Here is a 25,130-nt window from a genome sequence, read left to right as displayed (position 1 = left end):
TGGCTCCTTAAGCGCTCTGGCTCAGCGCGCTGACCGCCAGCGCTTTCGTAAAGCGCAGCCGACCATCGAACGGCGGCAAACTGTACTCTTCCGGATCGCGGTTGAGGTCAAACTGCGCCTCGTAGCCCTGGCTCAGATAGAGCCGCACCGCTTCCGGCTGACGAAAACCGGTCGTCAAAAAGATATGGCTGTAGCCCGCCAGCAGCGCCCGACGTTCCAGCTCCTGCACCACTTTCGCCGCCAGCCCCTGCTGGCGCAGACGACGATGGGTCCAGATCCGTTTGATTTCTGCCGTATGGGCATCTTTCGGTTTATACGCGCCGGTAGCGATAATTTCCCCCTCCCGCTCCAGCACGATAAATAGCCCCTGCGGCGCCAGATACCATTCAGTCAGCTCGACTTCGGCATCGCGGGAAAAGTAGTCGCCGTAGCGCGCGGCGTACTCGCCGAACAGGCCCTCAATAATCGGCTGCAGCTCCGGCGCTTCCGGAGAGACATCGCGGAATAGATCGCTCATCATGCCTCCTGTTAGTCGCCGAGTCCGGCCGGGTTAATTTCCGATTGCGGGATGCTCTCCACGCCTTCGCCCCAGCGACTCAGCACCTTCGCGTAATCGCCGCTGCGGATAGCGCCGTTCAGCGCCGTCTGTACCGGTTCAACCAGACCGCTGCCTTTTTTCACCGTCACGGCGATATGCGCCGCCTTCGGCCAGCCGCCGTCAACGCTGCCCACCAGCCTGGTTTTGCCGGTCAGCGCCGCTTTCCACGCGCCGATTACGTTCGGGCCGAAGAAGGCATCGGCGCGCCCGGACTGCAGCGCCAGGGTCTGAGCGGCGTCGTCTTTGGTGTAGACCGGCGTAAACGGCTTCAGCCCCTTCTTGAGATTCTCGGCGTTCCACGCCAACAAAATCGCTTCCTGGTTGGTGCCGGAGCCGACGATAATCCGCAGCCCGGCAATATCTTCGGCTTTTTCAATTTTGCTCAGCGGACTGGTGCTCTTGACGTAAAAACCCAGCGAATCTTTGCGGTAGGTGGCGAAATCAAACTTCTCTTTGCGCTCTTTGGTCACGGTGATATTGCTGACCGCCGCATCATATTTGCCGGAGGCGACGCCGAGCGGCCAGTCTTCCCACGAGGTGGGCACCACGTTTAGCTCCAGCCCGAGGCTGTCGGCCACCAGGCGGGCGATATCCACCTCGCTGCCGAGCAGGGTTTTGTTATCATCAGAAAACACGGTCAGCGGCGGCGAATTCAGCGCGGCGACCGCGACGGTCAGCTTACCCGGCACCGCCAGGTGGAGACCTTTCGGCAGTTGGGCGATAGCCTGAGGGTTTTTTGCCGTGTGAATCGGCGTTTTGTTAGCTTCGAGGCTCACGCCGGTGCCGTTGATCGTGACGTTCTGCGCCCAGGATGACGCGCTCACGGCCAGCGCCAGCGCCAGTAATAGCGATTTTTTCTGCGTTTTCTGCATAGCGGGTGTTCTCTATTATTGTTTTTGGAATTGATTGACGGGCTCTGCCAGCCCTAAACTTTCGCGCAGCGTGGTGCCGGGATATTCTTCACGGAATAATCCACGCTGCTGCAGGATCGGTACCACCTGGTCCACAAAACGCGGGAAGGTATCCGGCGTACCGCCCTGGATAATAAAACCGTCCGCCGCGCGCTGTTCAAACCACTGCTGTAGCCCATCTGCCACCTCTGCGGCGGTTCCGGCAAAACGCGGTCGCGGGCTGGCTGCCTCCAGCGCGACCTGGCGCAGGGTCAGGCCGCGTTCGCGGGCGTTGCGTTTAATCTCATCGGTGGTGCTGCGAAAGCTGTTCTGCCCGAGGTCGCCGATATCCGGGAACGCCTCATCCAACGGATATTGGGCGAAATCGTGATGCTCAAAATAGCGGCCAAGATAATTCAGCGCGTCCTCAATCGATACCAGCGCGGCGGTGGTCTGGTATTGCTGTTCCACATCGTCGGCGCTATCGCCAACGATCACGCTGACGCCCTGGAATATGTGTAGTTCACTCTCCCGGCGGCCGTACGCGTCGAGCTGGCTTTTGACGTCGCGATAAAAGGCCTGCGCTTCCGCCAGCGAGTCCTGATGGGTAAAAATAGCGTCGGCATGGCTGGCGGCTAATTTTTTACCGTCTTCGGAAGCGCCCGCCTGAAAGATAATGGGTCGGCCCTGCGGCGTGCGGGCAATATTTAGCGGGCCGGCCACTTTGAAGAAATCACCGTGATGATTAAGCGTATGCAGCTTATTTTTATCAAAGAACTGGCCGCTCTCTTTATTACGAATAAACGCGTCCTGTTCCCATGAATCCCACAGGCCTTTAACGACCTGAAGATATTCATCGGCGATGCGGTAGCGCAGCGCATGATCGGGATGCTGCGCCCGGGAGAAGTTTTTCGCTGAGCCTTCGAGCGGCGATGTCACCACGTTCCAGCCAGCGCGTCCTCCGCTCAGATGATCGAGGCTGGCGAACTGGCGAGCGGTGGTAAAGGGCTCGCTGTAGGAGGTCGACAAGGTGCCGACGAGGCCTAAACGCGAGGTTACCGCTGCAAGGGTGGATAATACGGTGAGTGGTTCAAAACGGTTTAAAAAATGCGGGATCGATTTTTCATTAATATATAAGCCATCGGCAACAAAAATAAAATCGAGCTTGCCCTCTTCCGCTTTTAACGCCGTCTGCTTCACGAACTCAAAGTTAATACTGGCGTCGGCCAGCGCGGCCGGATGGCGCCAGGCCGACATATTTCCCGATGCGCCATGTAAGATAGTGCCAATGCGCAGCTGTCGTTGTTCAGACATCGTTAATCCTTAGTCTATGACCCTGAATAATTAAAGTTCTTTCAACGCCTGCTCTGCCAGATCGGCAAAGTAGTGCGCCGCCGGCGCGATTAAGCGCTCATCCGGGTTAAACGCCGGATGGTGAAGACCAAACTCGCTGGCGCTGCCGATGCTGACGAACGCGCCGGGAATATGCTGAAGATAAACGGCGAAATCCTCTCCGCCGAGATGGAGATCCGCATGGTGCGTGCGGTAGCCGGATCGATCGGCCACGTGGCTGGCGAAAGCCGCCCAGCGCTCATCATTGACCAGCGCGGTCGGCCCGGCGTACCAGAAGACATCGATCTGCGCGCCGAAGGCGCTGGCGAAGCCGGCGGCAATCTCGCTCACCCGCGCCTTCACCCGCTGCTGGACTTCGCTGCTGTGGGTGCGCAGCGTTCCTTCCAGCTCGACGCTTTCCGGCAGGACATTCCACGTATTGCCGCCCTGAATCCGCGTGACGCTCAGCACCACGGAATCGAGGGTGTTCACTTCGCGGCTGGCGACGCTTTGCAGCAGGGTCACCAGCTGGCTGGCCAGCAGAATGGCGTCCTTCCCTTCATGAGGCCGGGCGGCGTGAGCGCCTTTGCCGGTCACCTTAAACACAAAGCGATCGACGTTGGCATAAAACGCGCCGCCTCGGGTGGCGAATTCCCCCACCGGCAGCCCCGGTTCATTATGCATACCGAAAATGGCGGAAACGCCCTCCAGCACGCCGGCGCGAATCAGGGTTTTCGCGCCGCCGAAGCTCTCCTCCGCCGGCTGGAACAGAATGCGGACGCGTCCCGCCAGCTGCGCTTCGCGTTGTTTCAGTAGTAAGGCCGCGCCAAGGATCACGCTGGTATGAATATCATGCCCGCAGGCGTGCATCACGCCGGCATTCAGCGAGCGAAACGGCACGCTGGCCGCCTCTTCGATCGGCAGCGCATCAATATCGGCACGCAGGGCAATCACCTTATTGCCGCTCCCAACCTCGGCAACCGCGCCGGTTTTCAGATCATATGGCAACAGGCTGATGCCGCCGCTTTGTAGCCAGTCGCGAATACGCGCGGTGGTGTCGACCTCCTGCAGCGAAAGTTCCGGATACTGATGCAGCTCGCGCCGCCAGCGAATTAACTGTTCAGCAAGGCTCATGGCTGGACCTCCGCGCTCAGATGCGCCCGGGCCAACAGACGCAGGGAGTTAAGGCGCGCCGCGCCGTCGCTAATGGGCGTGTCGATAATAAATTCGTCGATGTTCCACGCCGACTGCAAGGCATCCAGCTGCGCTTTCACCTGCTCGGGGGTGCCGAACAGCACGGCCGATTCCCGCCGGGCGATACGCGTCGGCCTGCTGCCCGCCTGACGGGCAAAGGCGGCCGCCTGCGCTTCGCTGCCGACGGTCACCCGCTGACCGTTTTCCAGCTCAACGCCCCATGCTTCGACGGATTTTGCCAGCGCCGCGGCCGCTGCGGCCTCTTCGGCCACAATAACCTGAACGGCGATAATGGCGTCGCGACGGCTCAGTTCGCGCCAGCGGGTTAACACCTCCCGCAGCAGTTGCTTATCGCCGTTGAGATGGGCGGCGAAGACGAAGTTCCAGTCCAGCTGCGCCGCCAGCTGCGCGCTCTCCAGGCTGGCGCCGAGCAGAAAACCGTCGGCGCGACGCGGCGGGATTGGGGTTGCGCGGACGCTCTCTTCACCATCGGTTTCGGTCAGCGACAGCCAGTTGTCGAGCTGCGCCAGCTGGTCGGCAAAACTCCCCTTTTGCTGGAGATTAAGTCCCTGCTGCAACGCGCGAGTGGAGAGCGGCAGTCCGCCGGGGGCTTTGCCCACGCCCAGATCCACGCGGCCCGGGGCAAGAGAAGCCAGCATATTGAAGTTCTCCGCCACCTTATATGGGCTGTAGTGCTGCAGCATAACGCCGCCGGAGCCAACGCGAATGCTGCGGGTCTGGCCGAGGATCCAGGCAATCGCCAGTTCCGGCGACGGGCTGGCGAGCTGGTCGGTGTTGTGGTGTTCGGCGATCCAGAAACGGTGATATCCCCAGGCTTCCGCCTGTTGCGCGAGCGTTAATGTGCGCGCCAGCGCCTGGGCGGCCGTTTCTCCGGCTGCCAGCGGGCTTTTATCCAGGATACTGATTCGATAGGACATTTCGCAGGCTCATGTGAATTAACATGTCTGCATTATTAGAAGCGCCCGCGGCTGGAGAGAAACAATTTATTTACATGTGCTCTGCCGAAAATTAGATATGCGGTGAGGTAAATGTCCCCGGAGGCGATGCCACGTCACGACGCATTCCCCGGGTTGCGGCGCAAACGCCTTATCCGGGCTACGAGTTCCCGGCAATCTGCGGCCCGGTAGCCCGGACAGGGGCTTTGCGCCGCCCCCGGAAAAAGAGCGCAGAGTGACAGGATTTCCCGGAGGCGATGCTGCGCATCTGTTCGGGCTACGCGTCCTCAGCAGTCTGCGGCCCGGTAGCCCGGGCAAGGGCTTTGCGCCGCCCCCCGGAAAAAGAGCGCAGAGTGGCAGAATTTCCCGGAGGCGATGCTGCGCATCTGTCCGGGCTACGCGTCCTGAGCAATCTGCGGGCCTGTAGCCCGGCTAAGCGCAGCGCGAGCCGGGGGATTATCGGCTATTCTGCCGAAGCTCGCGCACCAGCGCCTCGGTCTGCTGCTGGTTGCGTAAGCGCACAAAGCGAATATGTCGATACTGCGGATCCTGCATATCCGCCAGATAGCGGCGGCGATTATTGCGCCAGGTTTTTAGCGTCCAGAGAATAATGGAGTCCCGGCTAAAGAAGGAGCGGCGGAAGGTTTCACAGTTACCGGTGCCAGGCCACAGTTCCTGGCGTCGGCTGGCACGCGATGCCGCGCGCCAGATAGCCTGGCGCATCGTGCGCCAGAAGCTGTAATCCACCCACACCACCAGATCCACGTCGCGCCATTTTACCGGACGACTGCGGTTATAGTTGCCGTCAAGCACCCAGCCTGGCGCGGCGAGCGCGGCGGCGAGCTTAGCGTAGAACTCATCGTCCGGCGTCCCTTGCCACTCGGGCAGCCAGTAGAGCGCATCCATTTCGATATAAGGCAGAGACAGTTCCTGAGCCAGCCGACGCGCGAGGGTAGATTTGCCGACGCCGCTGGTCCCTACTACGTTGATTTTCATCGTGGCCTCTCGGGCAAAACGCGGGCGGAAAAGCATAGCGCAATACCGTTAAAACGCTGAGCAAAATTTCCAGGGTGCCGGGGAAGCACTTAAACCTGCCGATCTCATTGATATTTAAGCAAGTGCTGTCGACAAATCTTTTACGTGCGTCCATTTTCCGATACGTGTAGGATTCTCCGCCATGCTCGCTTATCTCATTCATCAGAATGATGGGAGAGCCAGCAGCACGAACCACTTCATGGACATTGACAGGAAAATAGCGACATCAATGAATACAAAACACTCTAGCGTGGCGGAGCAGCACGCTGCCAAACGCCACTGGCTAAACTCGCAGGAGTCCGGCTACCACAAGGCAATGGGCAACCGTCAGGTGCAGATGATTGCCATCGGCGGCGCGATTGGTACCGGCCTGTTCCTCGGCGCGGGCGCGCGCCTGCAGATGGCGGGACCGGCGCTGGCGCTGGTTTATCTGGTCTGCGGCCTCTTCTCGTTCTTTATTTTACGCGCGCTTGGCGAGCTGGTGCTTCATCGCCCTTCCAGCGGCAGCTTCGTCTCCTACGCCCGCGAGTTCCTCGGCGAAAAAGCGGCTTACGTTGCGGGCTGGATGTACTTCATCAACTGGGCGATGACCGGGATTGTCGATATCACCGCCGTCGCGCTGTATATGCACTACTGGGGCGCGTTCGGCGACGTTCCGCAGTGGGTGTTTGCCCTCGGCGCGCTGGCGATCGTCGGTACCATGAATATGATCGGCGTGAAATGGTTCGCCGAGATGGAGTTCTGGTTCGCGCTGGTCAAGGTACTGGCAATCGTGGCGTTTCTGGTGGTCGGGACTATTTTTCTTGGCACCGGCAAGCCGCTGGATGGCAATGCCACCGGTTTCCATCTGATCACCGATAACGGCGGTCTGTTCCCGCACGGCCTGCTCCCGGCGCTGGTGCTGGTTCAGGGCGTGGTTTTCGCCTTCGCTTCTATTGAACTGGTAGGTACCGCCGCCGGCGAGTGTAAAGATCCGCAGACCATGGTGCCGCGCGCCATCAACAGCGTCATCTGGCGTATTGGTCTGTTCTACGTTGGCTCGGTGCTGCTGCTGGTGCTGCTGCTACCGTGGAATGCCTATCAGGCCGGGCAGAGTCCGTTCGTCACCTTCTTCTCGAAGCTGGGCGTGCCGTATATCGGCAGCGTGATGAATATTGTGGTATTAACCGCCGCGCTCTCCAGCCTCAACTCCGGACTGTACTGCACCGGGCGTATTCTGCGCTCCATGTCGATGGGCGGTTCGGCGCCTAAATTTATGTCGAAAATGAGCCGCCATCACGTGCCGTATGCCGGTATTCTGGCGACGCTGGGCGTCTATGTCGTTGGGGTATTCCTCAACTACCTGGTGCCTTCGCAGGTGTTTGAGATAGTCCTCAACGTCGCTTCGCTGGGCATCATCGCCTCGTGGGGATTTATTGTGGTGTGCCAGATGCGCCTGCGCAAGGCGATCAAAGAAGGCAAGGCCGCAGACGTCAGCTTCAAGATGCCGGGAGCGCCTTTTACTTCCTGGCTGACCCTGCTATTCCTGCTGAGCGTGCTGGTATTAATGGCTTTCGATTACCCGAATGGGACTTATACCATCGGTTCGATTCCGCTGATTGCCGTTTTGCTGGTCGCCGGCTGGTTTGGCGTACGCAAGCGCGTGCATGATATTCACAGCACTGCGCCGGATATTGAAAAACCGTAACTCGTCCCTTTTGCGGTTTGCCCGGTGGGGCAAACCGCAACTGCAGAACTTAATTATCTTCCACCAGCTGAGCAACATCGCTGCTGTTAATCTGGCGCTTATTGCCCGACTCATCGGTATAGCTGGTCATGCCGGTATCTTTATCCAGCTTCGGTTTGCCCTGCGTCACAATGGTTTGCCCGCTTTTCGTCGTCATCACGTAGTTTGAGCTACAGCCTGCCAGCAAAGCCAGCATTGCGCCGGCGCAAACGACCATCAATGTTCTTTTCATCATATCTCCAGGATTAATGCCACCGTCCCGCTTGCGCAGGAAAGCGGTAAGTTTATAGCCATTACATTTGTCAGGCTAATAAGCGTTTGTAACAGAGGGTGATATCGGTGAAGACGCTATTTTCTGTAAGGCACGAACCAGGCGGGGATTATGCCGACCGGGTAAGACGCAAACCGCCGCCCGGCAGAACGACTTTCAGGAGGGGCTTCCCCCTCCCGTGAAGATCACAGCGCGATGCGGATAACGTCATCCGGCTGGGTCGCCTCTTTCTGACGCGTCGATTCCTGCTTCACGCTAACGTACAGCGTTTTGCCATCGGCGGAAAGCATCAGGCTGTTCGGGTGGGTCGGGGTTTTGAAAGTTTTGACCACCTTGTAGCTCTTACCATCGATCACGCTCACTTCCCCGGCTTTGCGGTGCGTCACGTAGACTTCATTGCGCGTCGGGTTGAACAGAACGGCCAGGGACTCCGGCGCGGCGATTTTCTCCAGCACTTTGCCATCGCGAATATCGACCACCAGCACTTCCGGCTGTTTACTGTCGGTGATAAAGGCGCGATGACCGGCGGTATCAAGGCTGAGATTCAGATAGAAGTGCTCTTTGCCATCATCCTGCAACTTCTTGCGCGAGAGGATCTTATTGCTGGTACTGTCGATAGTCACCAGCTCGCCGTCGGCGTTGGTGGTATAGATGCGGTTCGCTTCTGCGTCCACCGCCAGGCCGGTCGCCATTGCGCCGGTATTAGCGATAGTGTCTTTCAGCGTCAGCTTGTCGCCATCCACAACCCAAATCACGCTCTCTTTACCCAGGCCGGTGATGTAGACGGTATTGGTTTTCTCATTGACCGCCAGCTCGCGCGGCGCCAGCGGGCGCACGGTTTCGCTGCGCTGACGAGCGTCGAGCACCAGACGCCCTTTTACCTTACCGGTTTTAGCATCAATGGCAGTGACGGTGCTGTCGGTAGTGTTACCAAACCACAGGGTCTGGGTGGCGTTATTGATCGTCGCGCCGAAGGGTTTCAGGTCGTTATGAATGATCTGGGTCACTTCGAGGGTCGTCGGATCGAGACGGTAAACGATGCCGCCTTTATCCAGCGAACGGCTTTGCGATGTGGCCACCCACAGCGCGTTCTCCTGCTGGCTATAGGCCATTTCGTATGCGCCCTTGCCGACGGCTTTGCGCAGCATTTCTTCCGCCGCATGGGCGCTAAAGCTCCCCGCCAGCAGTAATGAAGTTAACAACAGTGAACGGCGCAGACGCGGCGCGGACAGATGACGTAATGACATGACGACTCCCTTTGATAAAACAAATATATGCCTGCTCGACAGTGCTTCCGGGGCGCAAAATCATCGCTTTGCGCTATTCTCTGGAATGCGAATAGTAATCATTATTTATCGCAATGTGGAGCGTTAATTACCAGTTGTGTCCTGAGCATCACGCAATTCTTGCTATTTGTTAACTCAAATCCTGTTAAGTCTTTTCAAAAAATTTACAAAAGAGCTAACATATATACATATGTTCCGTTTGGTTCGTTTTGTGAGTAACGTTGATGAAAATCCTTTCCGTGCGCGCCGTCGCGCTCCCCGCTCTGCTTTTACCGCTGGTATCCGCTGCGCCAACCGCTATCGCCGCTGAACAGACCATGGTAGTTACCGCCGCGCCGTCGGCAGTCTCTGAACTCGATACCCCCGCCGCCGTCAGCGTGGTTAACGGCGATGAGATGCGCCAGGCTGCGCCGCGGGTTAACCTCTCCGAGTCGCTGGGCGCGGTACCGGGACTACAGGTGCAAAACCGCCAGAACTACGCGCAGGATCTGCAGCTTTCAATTCGCGGCTTTGGCTCTCGCTCCACCTACGGGGTGCGCGGGCTGCGCATTTACGTCGATGGCATCCCGGCCACCATGCCCGACGGCCAGGGGCAAACCTCGAATATTGATATTGGCAGCCTCGATTCGCTTGAAGTGCTGCGCGGACCGTTTTCCGCCCTGTACGGTAACTCCTCCGGCGGGGTGATCAACGCTACCAGCCAGACCGGCGCCCAGCCGCCAACTCTCGAAGCCAGCAGCTATTATGGCAGCTTCGGTACCTGGCATTACGGCATGAAAGCAACCGGCGCGGTCGGCGACGGCACCCATGCGGGCGATGTCGACTATGTGGTCTCCACCAACCGCTTCACCACCCATGGCTCCCGCGACCATAGCGGCGCGCGTAAGAATCTCGCCAACGCGAAGCTCGGCGTGCGCATCAATGACGTCAGTAAGCTGACCCTGCTGTTTAACAGCGTGGATATTAAAGCTAATGACGCGGGCGGCCTGAGCTATGACGAATGGCAAAACAATCCGCGCCAGTCGCCGAGAGGCGATGAGTACAATACCCGTAAAACCATCAAACAGACCCAGGCCGGTTTACGCTACGAGCGACAGCTGAGCGAGCAGGACGATCTGAGCGTGATGATGTATGCCGGCGAGCGTGAGACCACGCAATATCAGTCGATCCCGCGTGCGCCGCAGCTCAAACCCACCCATGCGGGCGGCGTGATCGACCTGACGCGTCACTATCAGGGCATTGATACCCGCTGGACGCACCGTGGCGAGCTTCTGGTGCCGGTCACCTTTACCACCGGTCTCGACTACGAGACCATGAGCGAACGTCGCAAGGGTTACGAAAACTTTGTCATGAACAACGGCGCGCCGCAGTACGGGGAGAAAGGCGACCTGCGCCGCAACGAGCGCAACCTGATGTGGAACCTTGACCCTTATCTGCAAACCCAGTGGCAGCTCACCGAGAAGCTCTCTCTGGACGCCGGCGTGCGCTATAGCTCAGTCTGGTTCGATTCCAACGATTATTACATTACGCCGGGCAACGGCGATGACAGCGGCGAAGCCAGCTATCATAAATGGCTGCCGGCAGGCTCGCTGAAATATGCGGTAACCGACGCCTGGAATGTCTACGTCTCCGCCGGTCGCGGTTTCGAAACGCCGACGATCAATGAGCTTTCCTATCGCTCCGGCGACCAGGGCGGGCTGAATTTTGGCCTGCAGCCGTCGACCAACGAAACGGTTGAAATTGGCAGTAAGGCGCGAATCGGCAATGGCCTGTTAACTGCCGCGCTGTTCCAGACCGACACCGACAATGAGATTGTTGTCGATGCCAGCAGCGGGGGCCGTACCAGCTACAAAAACGCCGGGAAAACCCGTCGCCAGGGGATGGAACTGGGGCTGGATCAGCAGTTTGGCGAGAGCTGGCGTTTAAAAGCGGCCTGGACCTGGCTGGATGCGACCTATCGTACCAACGTCTGCGACGATGCCAGCTGTAAAGGCAATCGTATTCCGGGGATCGCCCGTAACATGGGCTACGCCTCCTTCGGCTACCAGCCCGAAAAAGGCTGGTACGCGGGCAGCGATATTCGCTATCTGAGCGATATTATGGCTAACGATGAGAACACCGCCAAAGCGCCGTCCTGGACAGTCGTCGGCCTGACGACCGGCTATAAATGGAGCTACGGCAAGATGGATATGGATCTGTTTGGCCGCGTCGATAACCTGTTTGACCGCCGCTACGCCGGTTCGGTTATCGTTAACGAATCCAATGGACGCTACTACGAACCGGCGCCGGGCCGCAACTACGGCATTGGGCTCAATCTGGCATGGCGATTTGAGTAACCCTTAACCGCTGAACCTCAAGGGGATCGCTTGCATGATCCCCTTGAGGATTAGCTGTGGCGGCTTACTGACGTTAAATCAGGTTTCTTAAGGACAATTCGAAGATAATCTTCTCCGCCTGGCAGGAGAAGGCAATTGAAGCCTCAAGCTTAACCTCATCACCGGCGGTCTCAATGGTATAGTCAACCTGCGGCGGCTCGCTGGCGGGTGCGGCGGCTTCGGCACGTTGGCGAACGGCCGCCAGGGTGGACTCAGCCTCTTCGCGGCTGGCGAAGTTTTTCTCAACTCGCCATACGCAGTCCTCATTATCAATAATCGAACCTACATCGATGGCACAGCCTTTGGTACTGCATTTATCTACAACATCTTTCATTGCGGTTACCTCGTGAAATTTTCTTTAGAATAAGAATCCATTTGCGGAAAGCAAACCAATAATATTCGTATGGTTGAGTCGTTTTATCATTATACGCCACCGCGTGAAGCGACTTCTTGCACCACCGCATGGCTACGCCCTGATTGCGCACAGATCGCGCATCCGTCCTGGCGAGAGAGCCCAAAATATCGGCAACCATTCGTGCACACCATCACACTATCCTGCGTTAAGCCTCGTCTATAGCGCTTTGCGGCGTTACCCTTGTCACAAAATAACGCCAACAAGGAGCTGCCATGGCACTGCCAGTGATTATCGATTGCGATCCGGGTCACGACGACGCGATCGCCCTCGTTCTTGCCCTCGCCTCACCCGAACTCGATGTGAAAGCCGTCACCTCCTCCGCCGGAAACCAGACACCGGAAAAAACGCTGCGCAACGTCTTGCGGATGCTCACCCTGCTTAAGCGCCCGGATATTCCGGTCGCCGGCGGCGCGCTTAAGCCGCTGATGCGGGAGCTGATTATCGCCGATAACGTGCATGGCGAGAGTGGGCTTGACGGCCCGGCACTGCCGGAGCCAGGCTTTGCCGCGCAGGCCTGCACCGCCGTCGAGCTAATGGCGAAAACGCTGCGCGAAAGCGCCGGGCCGGTTACGATCGTCGCTACCGGTCCGCAAACCAACGTCGCCCTGTTGCTCAACAGCCACCCTGAACTGCATAGCAAAATTGCCCGCATCGTGATGATGGGCGGCGCCATGGTGCTGGGTAACTGGCAGCCGGCGGTCGAGTTTAATATCTACGTCGACCCGGAAGCGGCAGAGATCGTTTTCCAGTCCGGGATCCCGGTGGTGATGGCCGGGCTGGATGTCACCCACAAAGCGCAAATCCACGTCGAAGATATCGAGCGTTTCCGCCGTATCGGCAATCCGATATCCACTATCGTCGCCGAACTACTCGACTTTTTCCTTGAGTACCATAAGGATGAAAAATGGGGTTTTGTCGGCGCTCCGCTGCACGATCCTTGCACCATTGCCTGGCTGCTGAAGCCGGAGATGTTTACCACCGTTGAACGCTGGGTCGGCGTGGAAACGCAGGGGAAATATACGCAGGGAATGACGGTGGTCGATTTCTACAACCTGACCGGCAAGACGCCAAATACGACGGTGATGCTCGACATCGATCGCCGGGCCTTTGTCGATCTGCTGGCCGAGCGGCTGGCGTTTTACGCCTGATGGTCAAACTATCCGGCAGGCGCCACGCCTGCCGGGTACATGATTACTCGTCAGGAGAGACGCGAACCACGACCTTACCGAAGTTCTCACCCTTCAGCAGGCCGATGAGCGCCTGCGGCGCGTTCTCCAGGCCGTCAACGACCTGCTCGCGGTATTTGATTTTCCCTGCCTGCACCCAGCGCCCCATCTCCTGCTGGAACTCCGCAATCCGGTGACCGTAATCCTGGCCGATGATAAAGCCCTGCATCCGAATGCGTTTTTTGAGGATCGTCGCCATCAGCAGCGGTAAACGATCCGGGCCAGCGGGCAGCGCGGTAGCGTTGTAACCGCTGACCAGGCCGCAGACCGGCACGCGGGCCGATGTGTTCAACAGCGGCAGCACTTCATCGAATACTTTGCCGCCAACGTTCTCATAGTAGATATCGATGCCCTGCGGGCACGCTTCTAACAGCTTAACGGCAAAATCGGGCGCGCGGTGATCGATACAGACGTCGAAACCCAGCGTCTCTACCGCATAACGGCACTTCTCGCTGCCGCCCGCAATGCCTACCGTACGGCATCCTTTCAGCTTCGCTATCTGGCCGACCGTGGCGCCGACCGGCCCGGTGGCGGCGGCTACCACCAGCGTCTCGCCCGCTTTTGGCTGGCCGATATCGAGCAGTCCCATGTAGGCGGTAAAGCCCGGCATACCGAGGATACCCAGCGCCCAGGAGGGGTGTTCCGGGTTATCGCCCAGCTTCACCAGCCCGCTGCCATCGGAAATCTCATAATCCTGCCAGCCGCCGTAGCCCAGCACCCAATCGCCGGGCTGATAATCAGCATGGTTCGACGTTACAACGCGGCTTACGGTGCCGCCCACCATCACCGCGCCAATGGCGACCGGCGGCGAGTAGGAAGGCGCGTCGCTCATCCGCCCGCGCATATAGGGATCTAATGACAGAAAGACGGTGCGCAGCAGCAGCTGCCCCGGCCCAGGAGAAGCGACCTCACCCTCTTCCAGGCGGAAGTTCTCCCCGGTCGGCTCGCCGTGCGGACGGGATGCCAGCAGCCAGCGGCGGTGGCGTTGCGGATTAAAAGCCATAACAAACTCCTCTTTTGACAAGTCTGTATTGAGGCTAGCTGCTTTCCCGTCAGCGCGCATTGACATTATGAGGCAGATTGATTGAGCCGGACGACCAGATAGACGCAGGGCTGCGTGGTTTCATTAATGAAGCGGCAGTCGTTCGGCGGCCCGAGCTCCAGACAATCCCCCGCCTGCATTTCGTGGCGCGTAGTGCCTTCGATAAACACCAGCTCGCCCTGCTGCAGCCAGATAAGCTGTCGCGCCAGAGCATAAGAAGCCGCCGGCATCGGAATATCGCTGCCCCCGGGCAGCTCCACCTGCACCAGATCGATAGGCAAATCGCTACGCGGCGACACGTGACGACGCAGATAGTGGCTCTGCGGGTCGTGCCACACCGGCTGATTAGCCAACCGCAGCAGCTTGCCTTCCTGCATCTCGGCGCGGGCGATCAGCGTCGACATACTGATGCCAAAGGCGCCGGAAAGCCGCCCAAGCATAGAGGCCGTCGGGCTGCTTTCGCCGCGCTCGATCTTGTGGATCATCGCCCGGGACGCGCCCGCCCGATCCGCCAGTTCGCTCAGCGACCAGCCGCGAGATTCCCGCTCAATACGGATGCGTGCGCTGATGCGCTGGTTCAGGTTGTCTTCTATAGTGTTCATAGCGTGACACTATAGTGTAGGGCGTCTGTTTGCACAACCAGCCGAAAATGGCCGCTTATTCCGAGGAAAAGGCCCGACGTGATATTACGCCGGGCAATCTGGAGAAATCAGGGGATAATTAAACTTACATCCTTTAAGGCAATAAATGAAAAGAAAACGCCTCGACTAAATAAAGACGCGCAGGCCCACTGCGCCAAGATGATCGTCAATATTCCACGCCTCGTTATCGTTGCCCCAGGCTTTTTCGTAGCCGTATTCAAGATAGGTCACCGCGCTATTACCTAGCCAGTAATCAGTGCCTAATACCGTCGACTGGAAGTGCTGCCCGTCCATGGCATCCCCGCCCTGCGACCAGTTAAAATCAACATACACTCCCCAGGCCGGCGTGATTTTAAACTGGGAGTCATATTCCAGGCCAAGCACCGTTTCCTGGTCATCACCATGCCGGGTATTACGATCGTAATGACCGCTGGTCGCCGCTTTAACATCATTAACTTTATTCAGGTAATACGTCACCTCCGCGCCGTTATACCAGGCGTGGTCGCCGACATTGGCGGTATATTTTGCGTTCATCCCCATGGAATACGTATTGCCGTCATAGGCATCACCGTTATTATCGGTGTAATGAAAGCAGTGACCATTCGGGCCAAAACTCTGGCAGCCGCTGGCTGATCCGCTATTTACCGTGTAATGATTATAGGCAACGGCGCTGGAGACGGAGAATCCGTTATCCCAGCGATACTGCGCGGCGGCCGCGGCGCCGCCGTGAACGGTGGCTGAGCCATCGCGGTAAGCGTCATGCAGGTTCGGGCCATCGCCATAGGCCGCAAAGCCGATGCTGTCGACGTTGTCATTACCTTGCCCCATGACGCCAAGGGTCATATTTTTATCATTAAAATAGTAGATCGCCGCGGAATTAATAATATCCGTCGACATTCCGGCGGTATCATGTTTCGCCTTTCCACCCCAGGCATAGGTTGTGTCAATGCCCAGCCCCCAGTCTGTCGGCGCATATTGTTTACCGAAGGTCACTACACCATATCGATCGTTACCAATACCGGCATAAGCCTGCCGGGTATAAACATCGTTGCCCTGGTCATCTGTTGCGGAATCTAAACCATGAACGCCAGTCTCATAATAACCTACGGCATAATTACTCAGGCCGTTCAGATCAAAATTATGCCGTACGGCTACCCCCAGCCGTGAGTCATTATTCTGTATATTATGTTCCTGGCTATGATGAGAATCCGTTTTGGCCATTAAACGTACGGATCCTAAAATACCGATCGCCGTATCATCATTGCTCCACAGCGACTCCCCTTTAGTCTGCGTTGCGGTATAAGCCGGTGCCGCCTGTAGCACATTAGTTTCAGCCGCCATGGTGGTATTGACTAATACATTACCCATAATAATTGTCAGTATCGAAGGCACTACTACTTTCATATTTTTCCTACGCGCCATTGCTTCACCCTTATCAGCAAAATGAATCCCTGCGTATAAATACGCATAATGGTATGAATGGAATATCGTTATAAAATCCACCAGAGTTATGCCGTCTATTTTTCCATACGCACTCTGATTAATGACAATATATCTTCCGGGGTTAAGCTATTTCTATTGCGTAAAAATAAAAAAGGGAATGCTATCACAATGATTTGTATCATCTTCAATACAATCATGAAGTTATCGTGGCCACAACTTCATTACTAAATGTCATCAAAATATAAAACTGGTAAATAAAAATTGAAAATATGACTGTAGAGTAATAGTGATACGTTCAATCAGTTGTAATACAGGAGTTATTGATTTGAATGATGAGACAGGAGAGTCCTGGACAGAGAACCGACGGATTCGGCAAGCCAGAGGAAAAATTTATGACTAAAACAGATGACATCCTTGCGTACATTATTGTAATAATAGCGTACTACTATAGTGTACAAGCCTGAGGGTTACCATGATCATCCGCCATGCCAGCAAAGACGATTGCGCGGCAATCGCAGAAATCTACAACCATGCGGTCGTCCATACCGCCGCCATCTGGAACGATAAAACTGTCGATACCGACAATCGCATCGCGTGGTATGAAGCCCGACAGATCGCCGGTTATCCGGTGCTGGTGAGTGAAGAAAACGGCGTCATTACCGGTTATGCTTCCTTCGGAGACTGGCGCGCCTTTGATGGCTTTCGCCATACCGTCGAGCATTCCGTATATGTCCATCCTGCGCATCAGGGCAAAGGGCTGGGCCGCAGCCTGCTGGTGGCCCTGATCGCCGAAGCTAAGCGGTTGAATAAGCACGTGATGGTTGCCGGTATTGAAGCGCAAAATGAGGCTTCTTTACATCTGCACCACACGCTGGGCTTTATCACCACCGGACAGATGCCGCAGGTCGGCACGAAATTTGGCCGCTGGCTGGATTTGACCTTTATGCAGCTACAGCTTGACGATCGCCGCGATCCGGACGGCGGCGCATGAATCAGACGCTCACCCTGGCCTGTTTGATTGCCGCCGGCATTGGGCTGGTCGTGCAAAACACCCTGATGGTACGAATTACCCAGTCCGCATCGACCATTCTGATCGCTATGCTGCTGAACTCGCTGGTCGGCATCGTGATTTTTGTCACGATACTGCTGCTGAAGCACGGCGCGGCAGGGATTCAGGAGCTGGCGGTCAGCGTAAAGTGGTGGACGCTAATTCCGGGTTTGCTGGGTTCGTTCTTTGTCTTTGCCAGCATCAGCGGCTATCAGAACGTCGGGGCGGCGACCACCATCGCAGTATTGATTGCCAGTCAGTTGATCGGTGGCCTGGTGATGGATTTACTTCGCGCGCATGGCGTTCCGCTTCGCGCGCTGATTGGCCCACTCTGCGGTGCGGTAATGCTGGTTATCGGCGCCTGGCTGGTGGCCAGACGCCAGTTCTAGCGCCTGGCTTAGTGGATCTCGCCGCCGCGGGTCAACTGCTCCCGGCGCGCTTCCTGTTCCTCATGCTGCTGGCGGCCATGATGAGCAATAGCGTTACGCAAACGCTGCTGCTGCACGTAGCGCTCTTCTCGCCCCAGCCCGGCGTCGTCGCTTAATGTAATCAGCAGTTCGTTCATATGGCTAATGACGCTTTCGGCAATCGCCGCGTCCACGCGCGCGACGACCTCATCCAGATGCGACATGCTTCCTCCTTCCGGCTTAATTAAGTTTAACTTTGGAAAAATCGCTGCCCATCAGGCTCACGCTGTATCCGCTAACGTTACTGCGCGTCGCGTAGAAGGTTTTGCCGGTTGCCAGGGTGATCCATGGGGCCTGCTGATAAAAAATCTCCTGCGCCTGAGCGTAGAGTTTAGCGCGCTCCTGCGGGTCGCTCACCAGGATAGCCCTTTTCACCAGCGAATCGTAGGGCTTATCGCACCAGCGGGCAACGTTGGAGCCGGTTTTAATGTTATCGCAGCTTAACAGGGTACCGGCAAAGTTATCCGGATCGCCGTTATCTGACATCCAGCCAAACAGCGCGCTGTCATGCTCCCCTTTGCGCATACCGGCGAGGTACTCGCCCCACTCATAGGTGACGATTTTGGCTTTGATGCCAACTTTGCTCCAGTCGTTCTGGATCATTTCAGCGATACGGCGCGAATTAGGATTATACGGGCGCTGCACCGGCATCGACCAGAGGGTGACTTCGGCCCCTTTTTCCAGCCCGGCCTGTTTAAGGAGATCTTTCGCTTTTTGCGGATCGTAGTCGTAATCGGGCAGATCTTTCTTATAGCCCAGCATATTGGCAGGGATCGGCGATTTCGCAACGCTGCCGGACTCCAGGAACACCGCTTTCACGATCGCCTGCTTGTCGGTGGCATAGTTGAGCGCCTGCCGCACCAGCAGGTTATCGAACGGCTTTTTCTCGGTATTAAACGCCAGATAGCCGACGTTGAGCGCCTCAACCGAATGCAGCGCCAAATCTTTATTACCTTTAATCACCGGGAATTGTACCGGCGACGGCGCGGGAATAATCTGGCATTCATTGGTTTGTAGCTTCGCCAGCCGTGTCTCAACGTTCGGGGTGATCGAGAAGATCAGGTGTTTAGTCGGCACTTCACCATCCCAGTAGTGCGGGTTGGCAACATAGCGGATCAGCGAATCCACCTTGTACTGCTGGAGGGCGTAAGGTCCGGTGCCGACAGGCCAGGTATCGATATACTCCGGCGTGCCTTTTTTCAGCATTGCATCGGCATATTCGGCAGACAGAATTGACGCAAAATCCATCCCCCAGTCGGCGAGGAATGCCGCATTGGGTTCGTTGAGCACAAACTGAACGTGGTAGTCATCGATCTTTTTGACCTCTTTAATCAGCTTATCCAGCCCGGCGTCGTGAAAGTATTCGTATTGCCCGTGGGAAACATTGTGATAAGGATGATTCGCATCTTTCTGGCGCAGCACCGAGAACAGCACATCATCGGCGTTGAAATCGCGGGTCGGCTTAAAGAATTTATTGCTGTTGAACTGCACGCCTTTACGCAGGGTAAAGGTCCAGGTTTTGCCGTCCGGAGAGACGCTCCATTCCGTCGCGAGGGAAGGAACTGGCGTGTTTTTGACCGGATCAAAGTTTATCAGCCGGTTATACAGCACCTGAGAGCTGGCGACAAAAGAGGGCCCGGAACTGGCAATCTGCGGATTGAAGGATTCCGGAGAGGCTTCGGAGCAATAGACCAGCGTATCATCGCCCGCCGCCAGCGCGCTTGCCGCCGGCAGAAGTGCGCTCAACGCCAGCGCAATAAACGTTTTCCCTGTAAACATGGTTATAAGCCTTATGAATTTGTTATAAGTCCTTTAATAACAGCACAGGGGAATTCAACCGGCAAATAATCAATTGGTATCAGGTTATGCTAAAAACCGCTTTTTCGCCGATTAATTCAGCATCTCTACTCTCACTCCCCCCTCGATTTCAGTCATAAATGTGAAGCGTGCGAAAGGTTGCGAAAAAACAGGGCGATAACCGCCCGGACGGCATCACGCGGCGGCGCAACCCGGTACACTCGGCAAATCGCAACGCCAGGAGAAACCTACAATGACAATAACCTGCACTCTCTACACCAACGGCCAGTGGCACGATGCGGAAGGCCATGCCACTTTTACCCGCCACAACCCGCTGACGCAAGAAAACGCCTCCGTTGCCAGCGCCGCCAGCCTGGCTGACGCTCGCCGCTGCGCCGATACCGCCGGCGCGGCGTATCCGCAATGGCGCGATACGATACCCGCAGAACGGCGACGCCTCCTGCTGGACGCTGCCGAAGAGATGCTGCGCCGTGAGGCGAAGTTTATTGCCGCGATGGCGGCCGAAACGGGAGCCACCGCGCACTGGGCCGGTTTTAACGTGCATCTGGCCGCCGATATCCTGCGCGAAGCCGCCGCATTGACCACACAAATCGAAGGCCAGGTGATCCCCTCTAACGTGCCGGGAAATCTGGCGTTGGGCATCCGTCAGGGGGCGGGCGTCGTACTCAGCATGGCGCCGTGGAACGCACCATTGATTCTGGCGACTCGCGCTATCGCCACGCCGCTGGCCTGCGGAAATACGGTTATTCTCAAAGGCGCGGAGCTCTCGCCGGCGACTCAGGGGCTAATTATCGATGCCCTGGCGGCGGCGGGCTTCCCCGCCGGCGTGGTGAATTATCTGACCTGCACTCCCGCCGACGCTCCTGCGCTGGTGGAGTCTCTAATAGCGCACCCCGCCGTACGTCGCATCAACTTCACCGGTTCCACGCCGGTAGGACGGATTATCGCCCGCACCTGCGGGGAGCATCTGAAACCGGCGGTGCTTGAACTGGGCGGCAAGGCACCGCTGCTGGTGCTCGACGACGCTGACCTTGAACAGGCGGCTGCGGGCGCCGTTTTTGGCGCATTCGCCAACGCCGGACAAATCTGCATGTCGACCGAGCGCATCATTGTGGATACGGCCGTCGCGGAAGAGTTTGTGGCGCTGCTGGCCAGGCGCGCGGCGGCCCTGCCCGCCAGCCTGCTCGGCCCGGTGGTAGAGATGAAGACCGTCACCCGCTGCAATGCCTTGATAGAGGATGCGCTGGCGAAGGGCGCGCGCCTGCTCACAGGCGGCACATCCAATTCGACGCAAATGCGCGCCACCCTGCTCGATGGCGTCACCCGGGAAATGCGCATCTGGCATGAGGAATCGTTCGGCCCGGTAAAATCGATTATTCGCGTTCAGAACGAAGCCGAAGCGCTGGCCGTCGCGAACGAAAGCGAATATGGCCTCTCGTCGGCGATATACAGTCGGGACAGCGCCCGGGCGTGGAACCTGGCGCAAAATCTGCAAACCGGCATTTGCCACATCAACGGCCCCACCGTGCACGATGAAGCGCAAATGCCGTTTGGCGGCTGTAAATCATCGGGCTATGGCCGCTTTGGCGGACGCGCGGGGATTGCCGAGTTTACCGAGCTGCGCTGGATCACGCTGCAAACGCTCCCGCGCGAGCTGCCGTTTTAAGTTTCAAGGCCGCCAATGGTTCTTGAATTCCCACAGGCGATTAAAGGCCACGTCATCCAGCTGTCGTTCTGCGGAAATATTGCCGCGGAACGGTCGGGAGGTGGTGGCCGCAGCGCCCCATGGGGAAAGCCGATCGTAGCTTTGATCGATAGCGCTGTTGGCGATCAGCACCTGTCCGTTGGCGGTCTGCCCCGCTAAATAGCCGGTCTTGCCTGCCCCCTGATCCCAGGCGCGGCCCAGCTTTGCCTTGAAACTGCCCTGATAGCCGCTGTCGCCGGTAAAGCGGCTGTTCTTCACCAGAAAGCCGTATGGATTATCCGGCAACGTGTTCGGCGCCAGCACGTAAGCCTCGGGAGAACGGCGCGTCGAGACGGTGTGGAAATGCACATTGTCAAAGACCGCATTCGCCCGGCCGAAGACATAATCCACGTCCCCTTCGACGTAGCTGTCTTTGACGTATACGCGGCTAATGCGATCCGTCACCGCTTCATTACGCAGGTTGCTGGTATTCAAATAGAGCGTATCCTGGCGTCCCAGCAAACGGACTTTCTCCAGCTGCACGCGATCGCCATCCGTCCGCAGAGCCACCCCCTGGTGGGTACCGCCATCAACGGTATCCAGCAGACTGTTGGCTACGCTAAGATTAACCAGCTGGAAATCAGCGCTTTGCGACCACATCACCGCCGCGCAGTTAGTGCCTATTGTCTTACTGGTACGCCCGGCGCAAAGCGCATACTGGTACCAGGCGGGGTCGCCTTCACGATACTGATGCTGGCCGTTCACCTGCTCGCGATAGCGCTGCGCAGAAAATTGTGAATCCAGCGCCAGCTCAATCCTGACCTCTTCGGGCTGCTCTCCGGCACCATAAAGGGTTATCGGCGGCGCCCCTGCGGGGATATAGACCGTTTCCCGATAGATGCCTGGCTCGATACGGATATAGATACGCTCATTCTTTGCCGAATGCTGGGCTATTGCCGCATTAACCGCCTGCTGAATGCGAGAGTACGGCGCTCCCGCAAGCGCCACGCGCCAGGCGCTTTCCGTTTGCGGAAGGCTAACTGGCGATGGCGACCATGGCCCATCCGGGGCACTCAACGCGCCGCCCTGCGCAAAATAGCGCTCCATGGTGAAGCTTGCCGCTTCCGCCGCCGTAAGCTGCGGGCGGGAAGCCGTCCCGCGCGGATGTTGCGTTACGCACCCTTGCAGAAGCAGAGGCGTACAGAGTAAAGCCGAGATACCCAGGATGTTGATTATTCGCATTTCACGCTCGCCACATATAAAGGAAACGGAATATCAAAATAAATGAAATATTGTTTCTTTTTGTATGTAGCGATCACGAATCAGACTTCTGCCTCAATGCTGGCATAAAAATTGTCCAGCGTGCGGGCCAGCGCCGATGGGTTTTCCCACGCCATTGAATGCCTGGCCAGCGGGATCGCTAACAGCGGGATCCCCGCCGCGACAGTATCCGTCGCTTCTTGAGCCGGTAACGAGTGCTCTCCGTAAATCAGGGCCTTAGGACAGGATAAATGGATAAAGCGGGTAAACCAGGACGGATTAGCGCCCTTCACCAGGCTGGACGCTCCGCGCCACACCGCCCACGGAGCGCTGTTTTGCAGGCAACCGGCCCAGGGCGAGGTTTCGGCACTGAGCATCTCGGCATAGCCCCGGGCAATAAAGCGCTCTTCGGTTTGTTCCGCGATGCGTCTGCTGTACATACCGCCCCCGGGATAGAGATTGGGTTCGGCCACCAGCAGCCCCAGCACCCGTTCGGCGAGCCGTTCTGCGGCTTCAATCGCCACGCTGCCGCCCATGCTGTGACCATATAAGTAGCAGCGCGTTAGCCCTAAGCAATCCAGAAGCTCAACTATCACTCCGGCCTGATCGCCGATGCGATAGCCGAAAGATGGCGGCTTGTCGCTGTAGCCGTATCCGGGTAAATCGACCAGAATCGTTCGCCGTCCGGCCAGCGCAGGATCGGCGGCCACGCGAGGATAGTCATAGGTTGAGGCGCAGCCCAGGCCGTGGATAAAGATAATCGGTTCACCGCGGCCGGGCAGGTCCAGCCAGCGCACGTTGCCGCCGGCCTGAGAGGAATAGAAACTGTTCATCGAAGATCATCCGTTAGTTGAGCCTGTTTTTTTATACAGTCATCACTAAAAGTTAGCCATCGATTTTTCAATCAGAACAAAGAGACCAGCAGCGCCATGGGAAAGCTGAACGGCCATGTCGCGCCAATCAGCAGCGCCGCCAGCAGGCGGATCCAGCGGCTCTCTTTCGTTAAGAACCAGCTTATTACCGCGCAGATACAGCCCATAACTGCATAAAAAACCAGCATTTTCTGGTACAACGTCATTTTTCTTCTTCCTTCCCTGAGAGGCATTTTCGCGTCAAGCGATGCCTTTTCGTACCCCAGCGTACGTCAGAGTTTATGGCATAATAAAACGAGTCACGGCTTTAATTTTCAGAAATACGCCCGATTCGGCTTAGTCCGATAGCGCAACCTTTGACCTCGTACTATAACTGTAGAGGCTAATTCATTAAGGTGGCGTTATGGATGTTTCCAGCAAAACCGTCCTTCTGATAAATGTCGGCGCAGCGCTTGCGCTAATCGGCCTGTTGTCCGTTCGTTTTGGTTGGTTTTAGCGATTTTACTCAGCAATGAAACCTAAAAAAGCAGCCTTTGAAGGCTGCTTTTTTACGATTTAATAGCGCCAGCCTCAGCTGCAGAGGCGTGTTGTTGCACGGTCATCAGCTTCTGCAATTCAGGATCCCACGCCGGGAGCAGGTCAACTTTTTCACTGTCCCACGCGGCCGCAGCGCAAACCGCTTCTGCTACGCCCTGTTTTTCACAATCAACAATCTGTTTAGCGGGAAAATTCCCGTAAAGCATCGCTGTGGCGCAGGCCATGAAGAGAAAACACGCTATTTTTTTCAAAACTATATCAACGTCGAAGCAACAAATTGCGCCGAATGTTCGCATGAGCGGCTATATAAAGTCAAACCCGCTTCCCTGCCCCACCAGCCGTCATCATCGCGGCTTATTTAACATAAGCATTACATATTCGCTAAATTTAAAGGGGGGCACGAAAATATTAATGGCGATAAATGAATATCTCTTGCCTTTCAGAACTTATTCTCACAACCCGCAGTTAATAACACCTTTATTTATATGGTTATATATTTGATGGCTTAAGTTTAAATAAGCCTCATTTGCCGCAATCAGCGCTGCGCGCTATTCTCCGAAGCTCACGGGCCTTTCCTGTCGCAGGGCAATTGTTCACTATTCTTTATCCAATCATCAGCATTGAGCCAAGAGGCGATCATCATTATTAGCGGGTTCGATGGCGGCCAGGATGCAGTAAAACGGGTTAAAAAGACAAAACACCATTACTTATCAATAGCTTACAAAACCAAAATAGCGATAAAACTTTTCTGTCGATTTTAAATGATAAGAAATATCATTTGCCTTGTTTCGCATAAAATCATACATTCATAATTACAAGTTATGCGAAGCTTGTTTTTTACTCATTGCTTTTTGAGGTGGTACATGTCCGGAATCGCCGTGCTTATTGTGGCGTTAATTTTACTTATTGCTGCAATTTATAATCTTTTTTCTTATGTTCGCGAGCGTCGTCAATCAAGTTTACCGAGCAAAAAAAACAAACGTTAGCCTGTTAATCATTTGCCAAAAAATAAAT

At 56.6% G+C, this 25,130-nt stretch carries 26 protein-coding genes; 8 read left to right on the top strand and 18 right to left on the bottom strand.

All coding sequences use genetic code 11. The features are described 5' to 3' along the window. Nucleotides 1–7 precede the first annotated feature (7 nt). The 6 genes from KO1_RS17000 to KO1_RS16975 form a co-directional block, all read right to left on the bottom strand. Nucleotides 8–517: a GNAT family N-acetyltransferase gene (locus tag KO1_RS17000; protein ID WP_016807839.1), complete on the bottom strand. Its 510-nt coding sequence runs from the start codon at nucleotides 515–517 to the stop codon at nucleotides 8–10. Nucleotides 518–528: 11 nt separating this feature from the next. Further along, complete coding sequence (locus KO1_RS29030) at nucleotides 529–1,470, bottom strand: ABC transporter substrate-binding protein (protein ID WP_017145946.1); 942 nt, start codon at nucleotides 1,468–1,470, stop codon at nucleotides 529–531. Between the two features lie 15 nt (nucleotides 1,471–1,485). Then, on the bottom strand, nucleotides 1,486–2,802 hold the full coding sequence (locus tag KO1_RS29025) for an LLM class flavin-dependent oxidoreductase (RefSeq protein ID WP_004112790.1): 1,317 nt from the start codon (nucleotides 2,800–2,802) through the stop codon (nucleotides 1,486–1,488). A gap of 30 nt (nucleotides 2,803–2,832) precedes the next feature. Further along, nucleotides 2,833–3,954 carry an amidohydrolase gene (locus tag KO1_RS16985; RefSeq protein ID WP_004101864.1) on the bottom strand — a complete coding sequence of 374 codons (1,122 nt, stop codon included), beginning with the start codon at nucleotides 3,952–3,954 and terminating at the stop codon, nucleotides 2,833–2,835. Continuing rightward, nucleotides 3,951–4,952: an LLM class flavin-dependent oxidoreductase gene (locus KO1_RS16980; protein WP_004101863.1), complete on the bottom strand. Its 1,002-nt coding sequence runs from the start codon at nucleotides 4,950–4,952 to the stop codon at nucleotides 3,951–3,953. The genes KO1_RS16985 and KO1_RS16980 overlap by 4 nt, the downstream gene beginning before the upstream one ends. A 474-nt stretch (nucleotides 4,953–5,426) precedes the next feature. Continuing rightward, nucleotides 5,427–5,966, bottom strand: coding sequence for an AAA family ATPase (locus tag KO1_RS16975; RefSeq protein ID WP_004101861.1), 540 nt, complete (start codon nucleotides 5,964–5,966; stop codon nucleotides 5,427–5,429). 268 nt (nucleotides 5,967–6,234) lie between these two features. Here KO1_RS16975 and ansP point away from each other — a divergent pair, with 268 nt between their 5' ends. After that, nucleotides 6,235–7,692, top strand: coding sequence for an L-asparagine permease (gene ansP / locus KO1_RS16970; RefSeq protein ID WP_016807843.1), 1,458 nt, complete (start codon nucleotides 6,235–6,237; stop codon nucleotides 7,690–7,692). A gap of 49 nt (nucleotides 7,693–7,741) precedes the next feature. Here ansP and KO1_RS16965 read toward each other — a convergent pair whose 3' ends face one another. Together KO1_RS16965 and yncE are read right to left on the bottom strand one after the other, a co-directional pair. Further along, a complete protein-coding gene (locus tag KO1_RS16965; RefSeq protein ID WP_004101857.1) occupies nucleotides 7,742–7,963 on the bottom strand; it encodes a YgdI/YgdR family lipoprotein in 222 nt (73 codons plus the stop codon). 224 nt (nucleotides 7,964–8,187) lie between these two features. Continuing rightward, a complete protein-coding gene (yncE, locus tag KO1_RS16960; protein ID WP_064407057.1) occupies nucleotides 8,188–9,249 on the bottom strand; it encodes a 7-bladed beta-propeller protein YncE in 1,062 nt (353 codons plus the stop codon). Nucleotides 9,250–9,512: 263 nt separating this feature from the next. Between yncE and pqqU the strand changes: the two genes are divergently transcribed. Next, entirely contained in the window at nucleotides 9,513–11,624 is a 2,112-nt protein-coding gene (gene pqqU / locus KO1_RS16955) for a TonB-dependent receptor PqqU (RefSeq protein WP_004101853.1), read from the top strand. A 73-nt stretch (nucleotides 11,625–11,697) separates the two neighbouring features. On the opposite strand, the gene KO1_RS16950 is transcribed toward pqqU, so the two are convergent. Then, the gene (locus KO1_RS16950; protein ID WP_004101851.1) at nucleotides 11,698–11,997 is read right to left on the bottom strand and encodes a DUF406 domain-containing protein; all 300 of its coding nucleotides are present in this window, start codon (nucleotides 11,995–11,997) and stop codon (nucleotides 11,698–11,700) included. A 293-nt stretch (nucleotides 11,998–12,290) separates the two neighbouring features. On the opposite strand from KO1_RS16950, the gene rihA reads away from it, so the two are divergent. Beyond that, entirely contained in the window at nucleotides 12,291–13,226 is a 936-nt protein-coding gene (gene rihA, locus KO1_RS16945) for a pyrimidine-specific ribonucleoside hydrolase RihA (RefSeq protein ID WP_004101849.1), read from the top strand. 43 nt (nucleotides 13,227–13,269) lie between these two features. Here the strand turns inward: rihA and curA are convergent, their stop codons facing one another. The 3 genes from curA to KO1_RS16930 form a co-directional block, all read right to left on the bottom strand. Next, the gene (curA, locus tag KO1_RS16940) at nucleotides 13,270–14,307 is read right to left on the bottom strand and encodes an NADPH-dependent curcumin/dihydrocurcumin reductase (protein WP_004112778.1); all 1,038 of its coding nucleotides are present in this window, start codon (nucleotides 14,305–14,307) and stop codon (nucleotides 13,270–13,272) included. Between the two features lie 65 nt (nucleotides 14,308–14,372). Further along, a complete protein-coding gene (locus KO1_RS16935) occupies nucleotides 14,373–14,948 on the bottom strand; it encodes a helix-turn-helix domain-containing protein (protein ID WP_004101846.1) in 576 nt (191 codons plus the stop codon). Between the two features lie 165 nt (nucleotides 14,949–15,113). Beyond that, on the bottom strand, nucleotides 15,114–16,409 hold the full coding sequence (locus KO1_RS16930; protein ID WP_053064855.1) for a porin: 1,296 nt from the start codon (nucleotides 16,407–16,409) through the stop codon (nucleotides 15,114–15,116). Nucleotides 16,410–16,902: 493 nt separating this feature from the next. Between KO1_RS16930 and KO1_RS16925 the strand changes: the two genes are divergently transcribed. Together KO1_RS16925 and KO1_RS16920 are read left to right on the top strand one after the other, a co-directional pair. Beyond that, entirely contained in the window at nucleotides 16,903–17,421 is a 519-nt protein-coding gene (locus KO1_RS16925) for a GNAT family N-acetyltransferase (protein WP_004101840.1), read from the top strand. Next, nucleotides 17,418–17,867, top strand: coding sequence for a DMT family transporter (locus KO1_RS16920; RefSeq protein WP_004101838.1), 450 nt, complete (start codon nucleotides 17,418–17,420; stop codon nucleotides 17,865–17,867). Before KO1_RS16925 ends, KO1_RS16920 begins: the two co-directional genes overlap by 4 nt. An 8-nt stretch (nucleotides 17,868–17,875) precedes the next feature. Here the strand turns inward: KO1_RS16920 and KO1_RS16915 are convergent, their stop codons facing one another. Continuing rightward, nucleotides 17,876–18,109 (bottom strand): DUF2526 family protein, encoded by a 234-nt coding sequence (locus tag KO1_RS16915; protein ID WP_004101835.1) that lies wholly within the window; start codon nucleotides 18,107–18,109, stop codon nucleotides 17,876–17,878. A gap of 16 nt (nucleotides 18,110–18,125) precedes the next feature. Beyond that, nucleotides 18,126–19,724 carry an ABC transporter substrate-binding protein gene (locus tag KO1_RS16910; RefSeq protein WP_004101829.1) on the bottom strand — a complete coding sequence of 533 codons (1,599 nt, stop codon included), beginning with the start codon at nucleotides 19,722–19,724 and terminating at the stop codon, nucleotides 18,126–18,128. Nucleotides 19,725–19,995: 271 nt separating this feature from the next. Between KO1_RS16910 and KO1_RS16905 the strand changes: the two genes are divergently transcribed. Next, a complete protein-coding gene (locus KO1_RS16905; RefSeq protein ID WP_024274119.1) occupies nucleotides 19,996–21,429 on the top strand; it encodes an aldehyde dehydrogenase in 1,434 nt (477 codons plus the stop codon). Nucleotides 21,430–21,432: 3 nt separating this feature from the next. Here KO1_RS16905 and KO1_RS16900 read toward each other — a convergent pair whose 3' ends face one another. The 3 genes from KO1_RS16900 to KO1_RS27425 all read right to left on the bottom strand — a co-directional run bounded on the left by KO1_RS16900 (nucleotide 21,433) and on the right by KO1_RS27425 (nucleotide 23,785). Next, nucleotides 21,433–22,689 (bottom strand): putative acyl-CoA thioester hydrolase, encoded by a 1,257-nt coding sequence (locus KO1_RS16900; protein ID WP_024274118.1) that lies wholly within the window; start codon nucleotides 22,687–22,689, stop codon nucleotides 21,433–21,435. Between the two features lie 80 nt (nucleotides 22,690–22,769). Further along, nucleotides 22,770–23,540 carry an alpha/beta fold hydrolase gene (locus KO1_RS16895; RefSeq protein WP_024274117.1) on the bottom strand — a complete coding sequence of 257 codons (771 nt, stop codon included), beginning with the start codon at nucleotides 23,538–23,540 and terminating at the stop codon, nucleotides 22,770–22,772. A 71-nt stretch (nucleotides 23,541–23,611) separates the two neighbouring features. After that, nucleotides 23,612–23,785, bottom strand: a complete 174-nt coding sequence (locus KO1_RS27425; protein ID WP_004101823.1) for a GhoT/OrtT family toxin — start codon at nucleotides 23,783–23,785, stop codon at nucleotides 23,612–23,614. Between the two features lie 197 nt (nucleotides 23,786–23,982). Between KO1_RS27425 and yncL the strand changes: the two genes are divergently transcribed. After that, on the top strand, nucleotides 23,983–24,075 hold the full coding sequence (yncL, locus tag KO1_RS27420; protein ID WP_004101822.1) for a stress response membrane protein YncL: 93 nt from the start codon (nucleotides 23,983–23,985) through the stop codon (nucleotides 24,073–24,075). A gap of 52 nt (nucleotides 24,076–24,127) precedes the next feature. On the opposite strand, the gene KO1_RS16890 is transcribed toward yncL, so the two are convergent. Next, nucleotides 24,128–24,412: a hypothetical protein gene (locus KO1_RS16890; protein ID WP_032692052.1), complete on the bottom strand. Its 285-nt coding sequence runs from the start codon at nucleotides 24,410–24,412 to the stop codon at nucleotides 24,128–24,130. A gap of 567 nt (nucleotides 24,413–24,979) precedes the next feature. Here KO1_RS16890 and KO1_RS28245 point away from each other — a divergent pair. Continuing rightward, nucleotides 24,980–25,102 (top strand): small membrane protein, encoded by a 123-nt coding sequence (locus KO1_RS28245; protein ID WP_004101819.1) that lies wholly within the window; start codon nucleotides 24,980–24,982, stop codon nucleotides 25,100–25,102. Nucleotides 25,103–25,130: the final 28 nt, after the last annotated feature.

The sequence above is a fragment of the Klebsiella oxytoca NBRC 105695 genome (assembly GCF_001598695.1).
GTDB classification, from domain to species: Bacteria; Pseudomonadota; Gammaproteobacteria; order Enterobacterales; family Enterobacteriaceae; genus Klebsiella; species Klebsiella oxytoca.
This window is presented reverse-complemented; position numbering and strand designations above follow the sequence as displayed.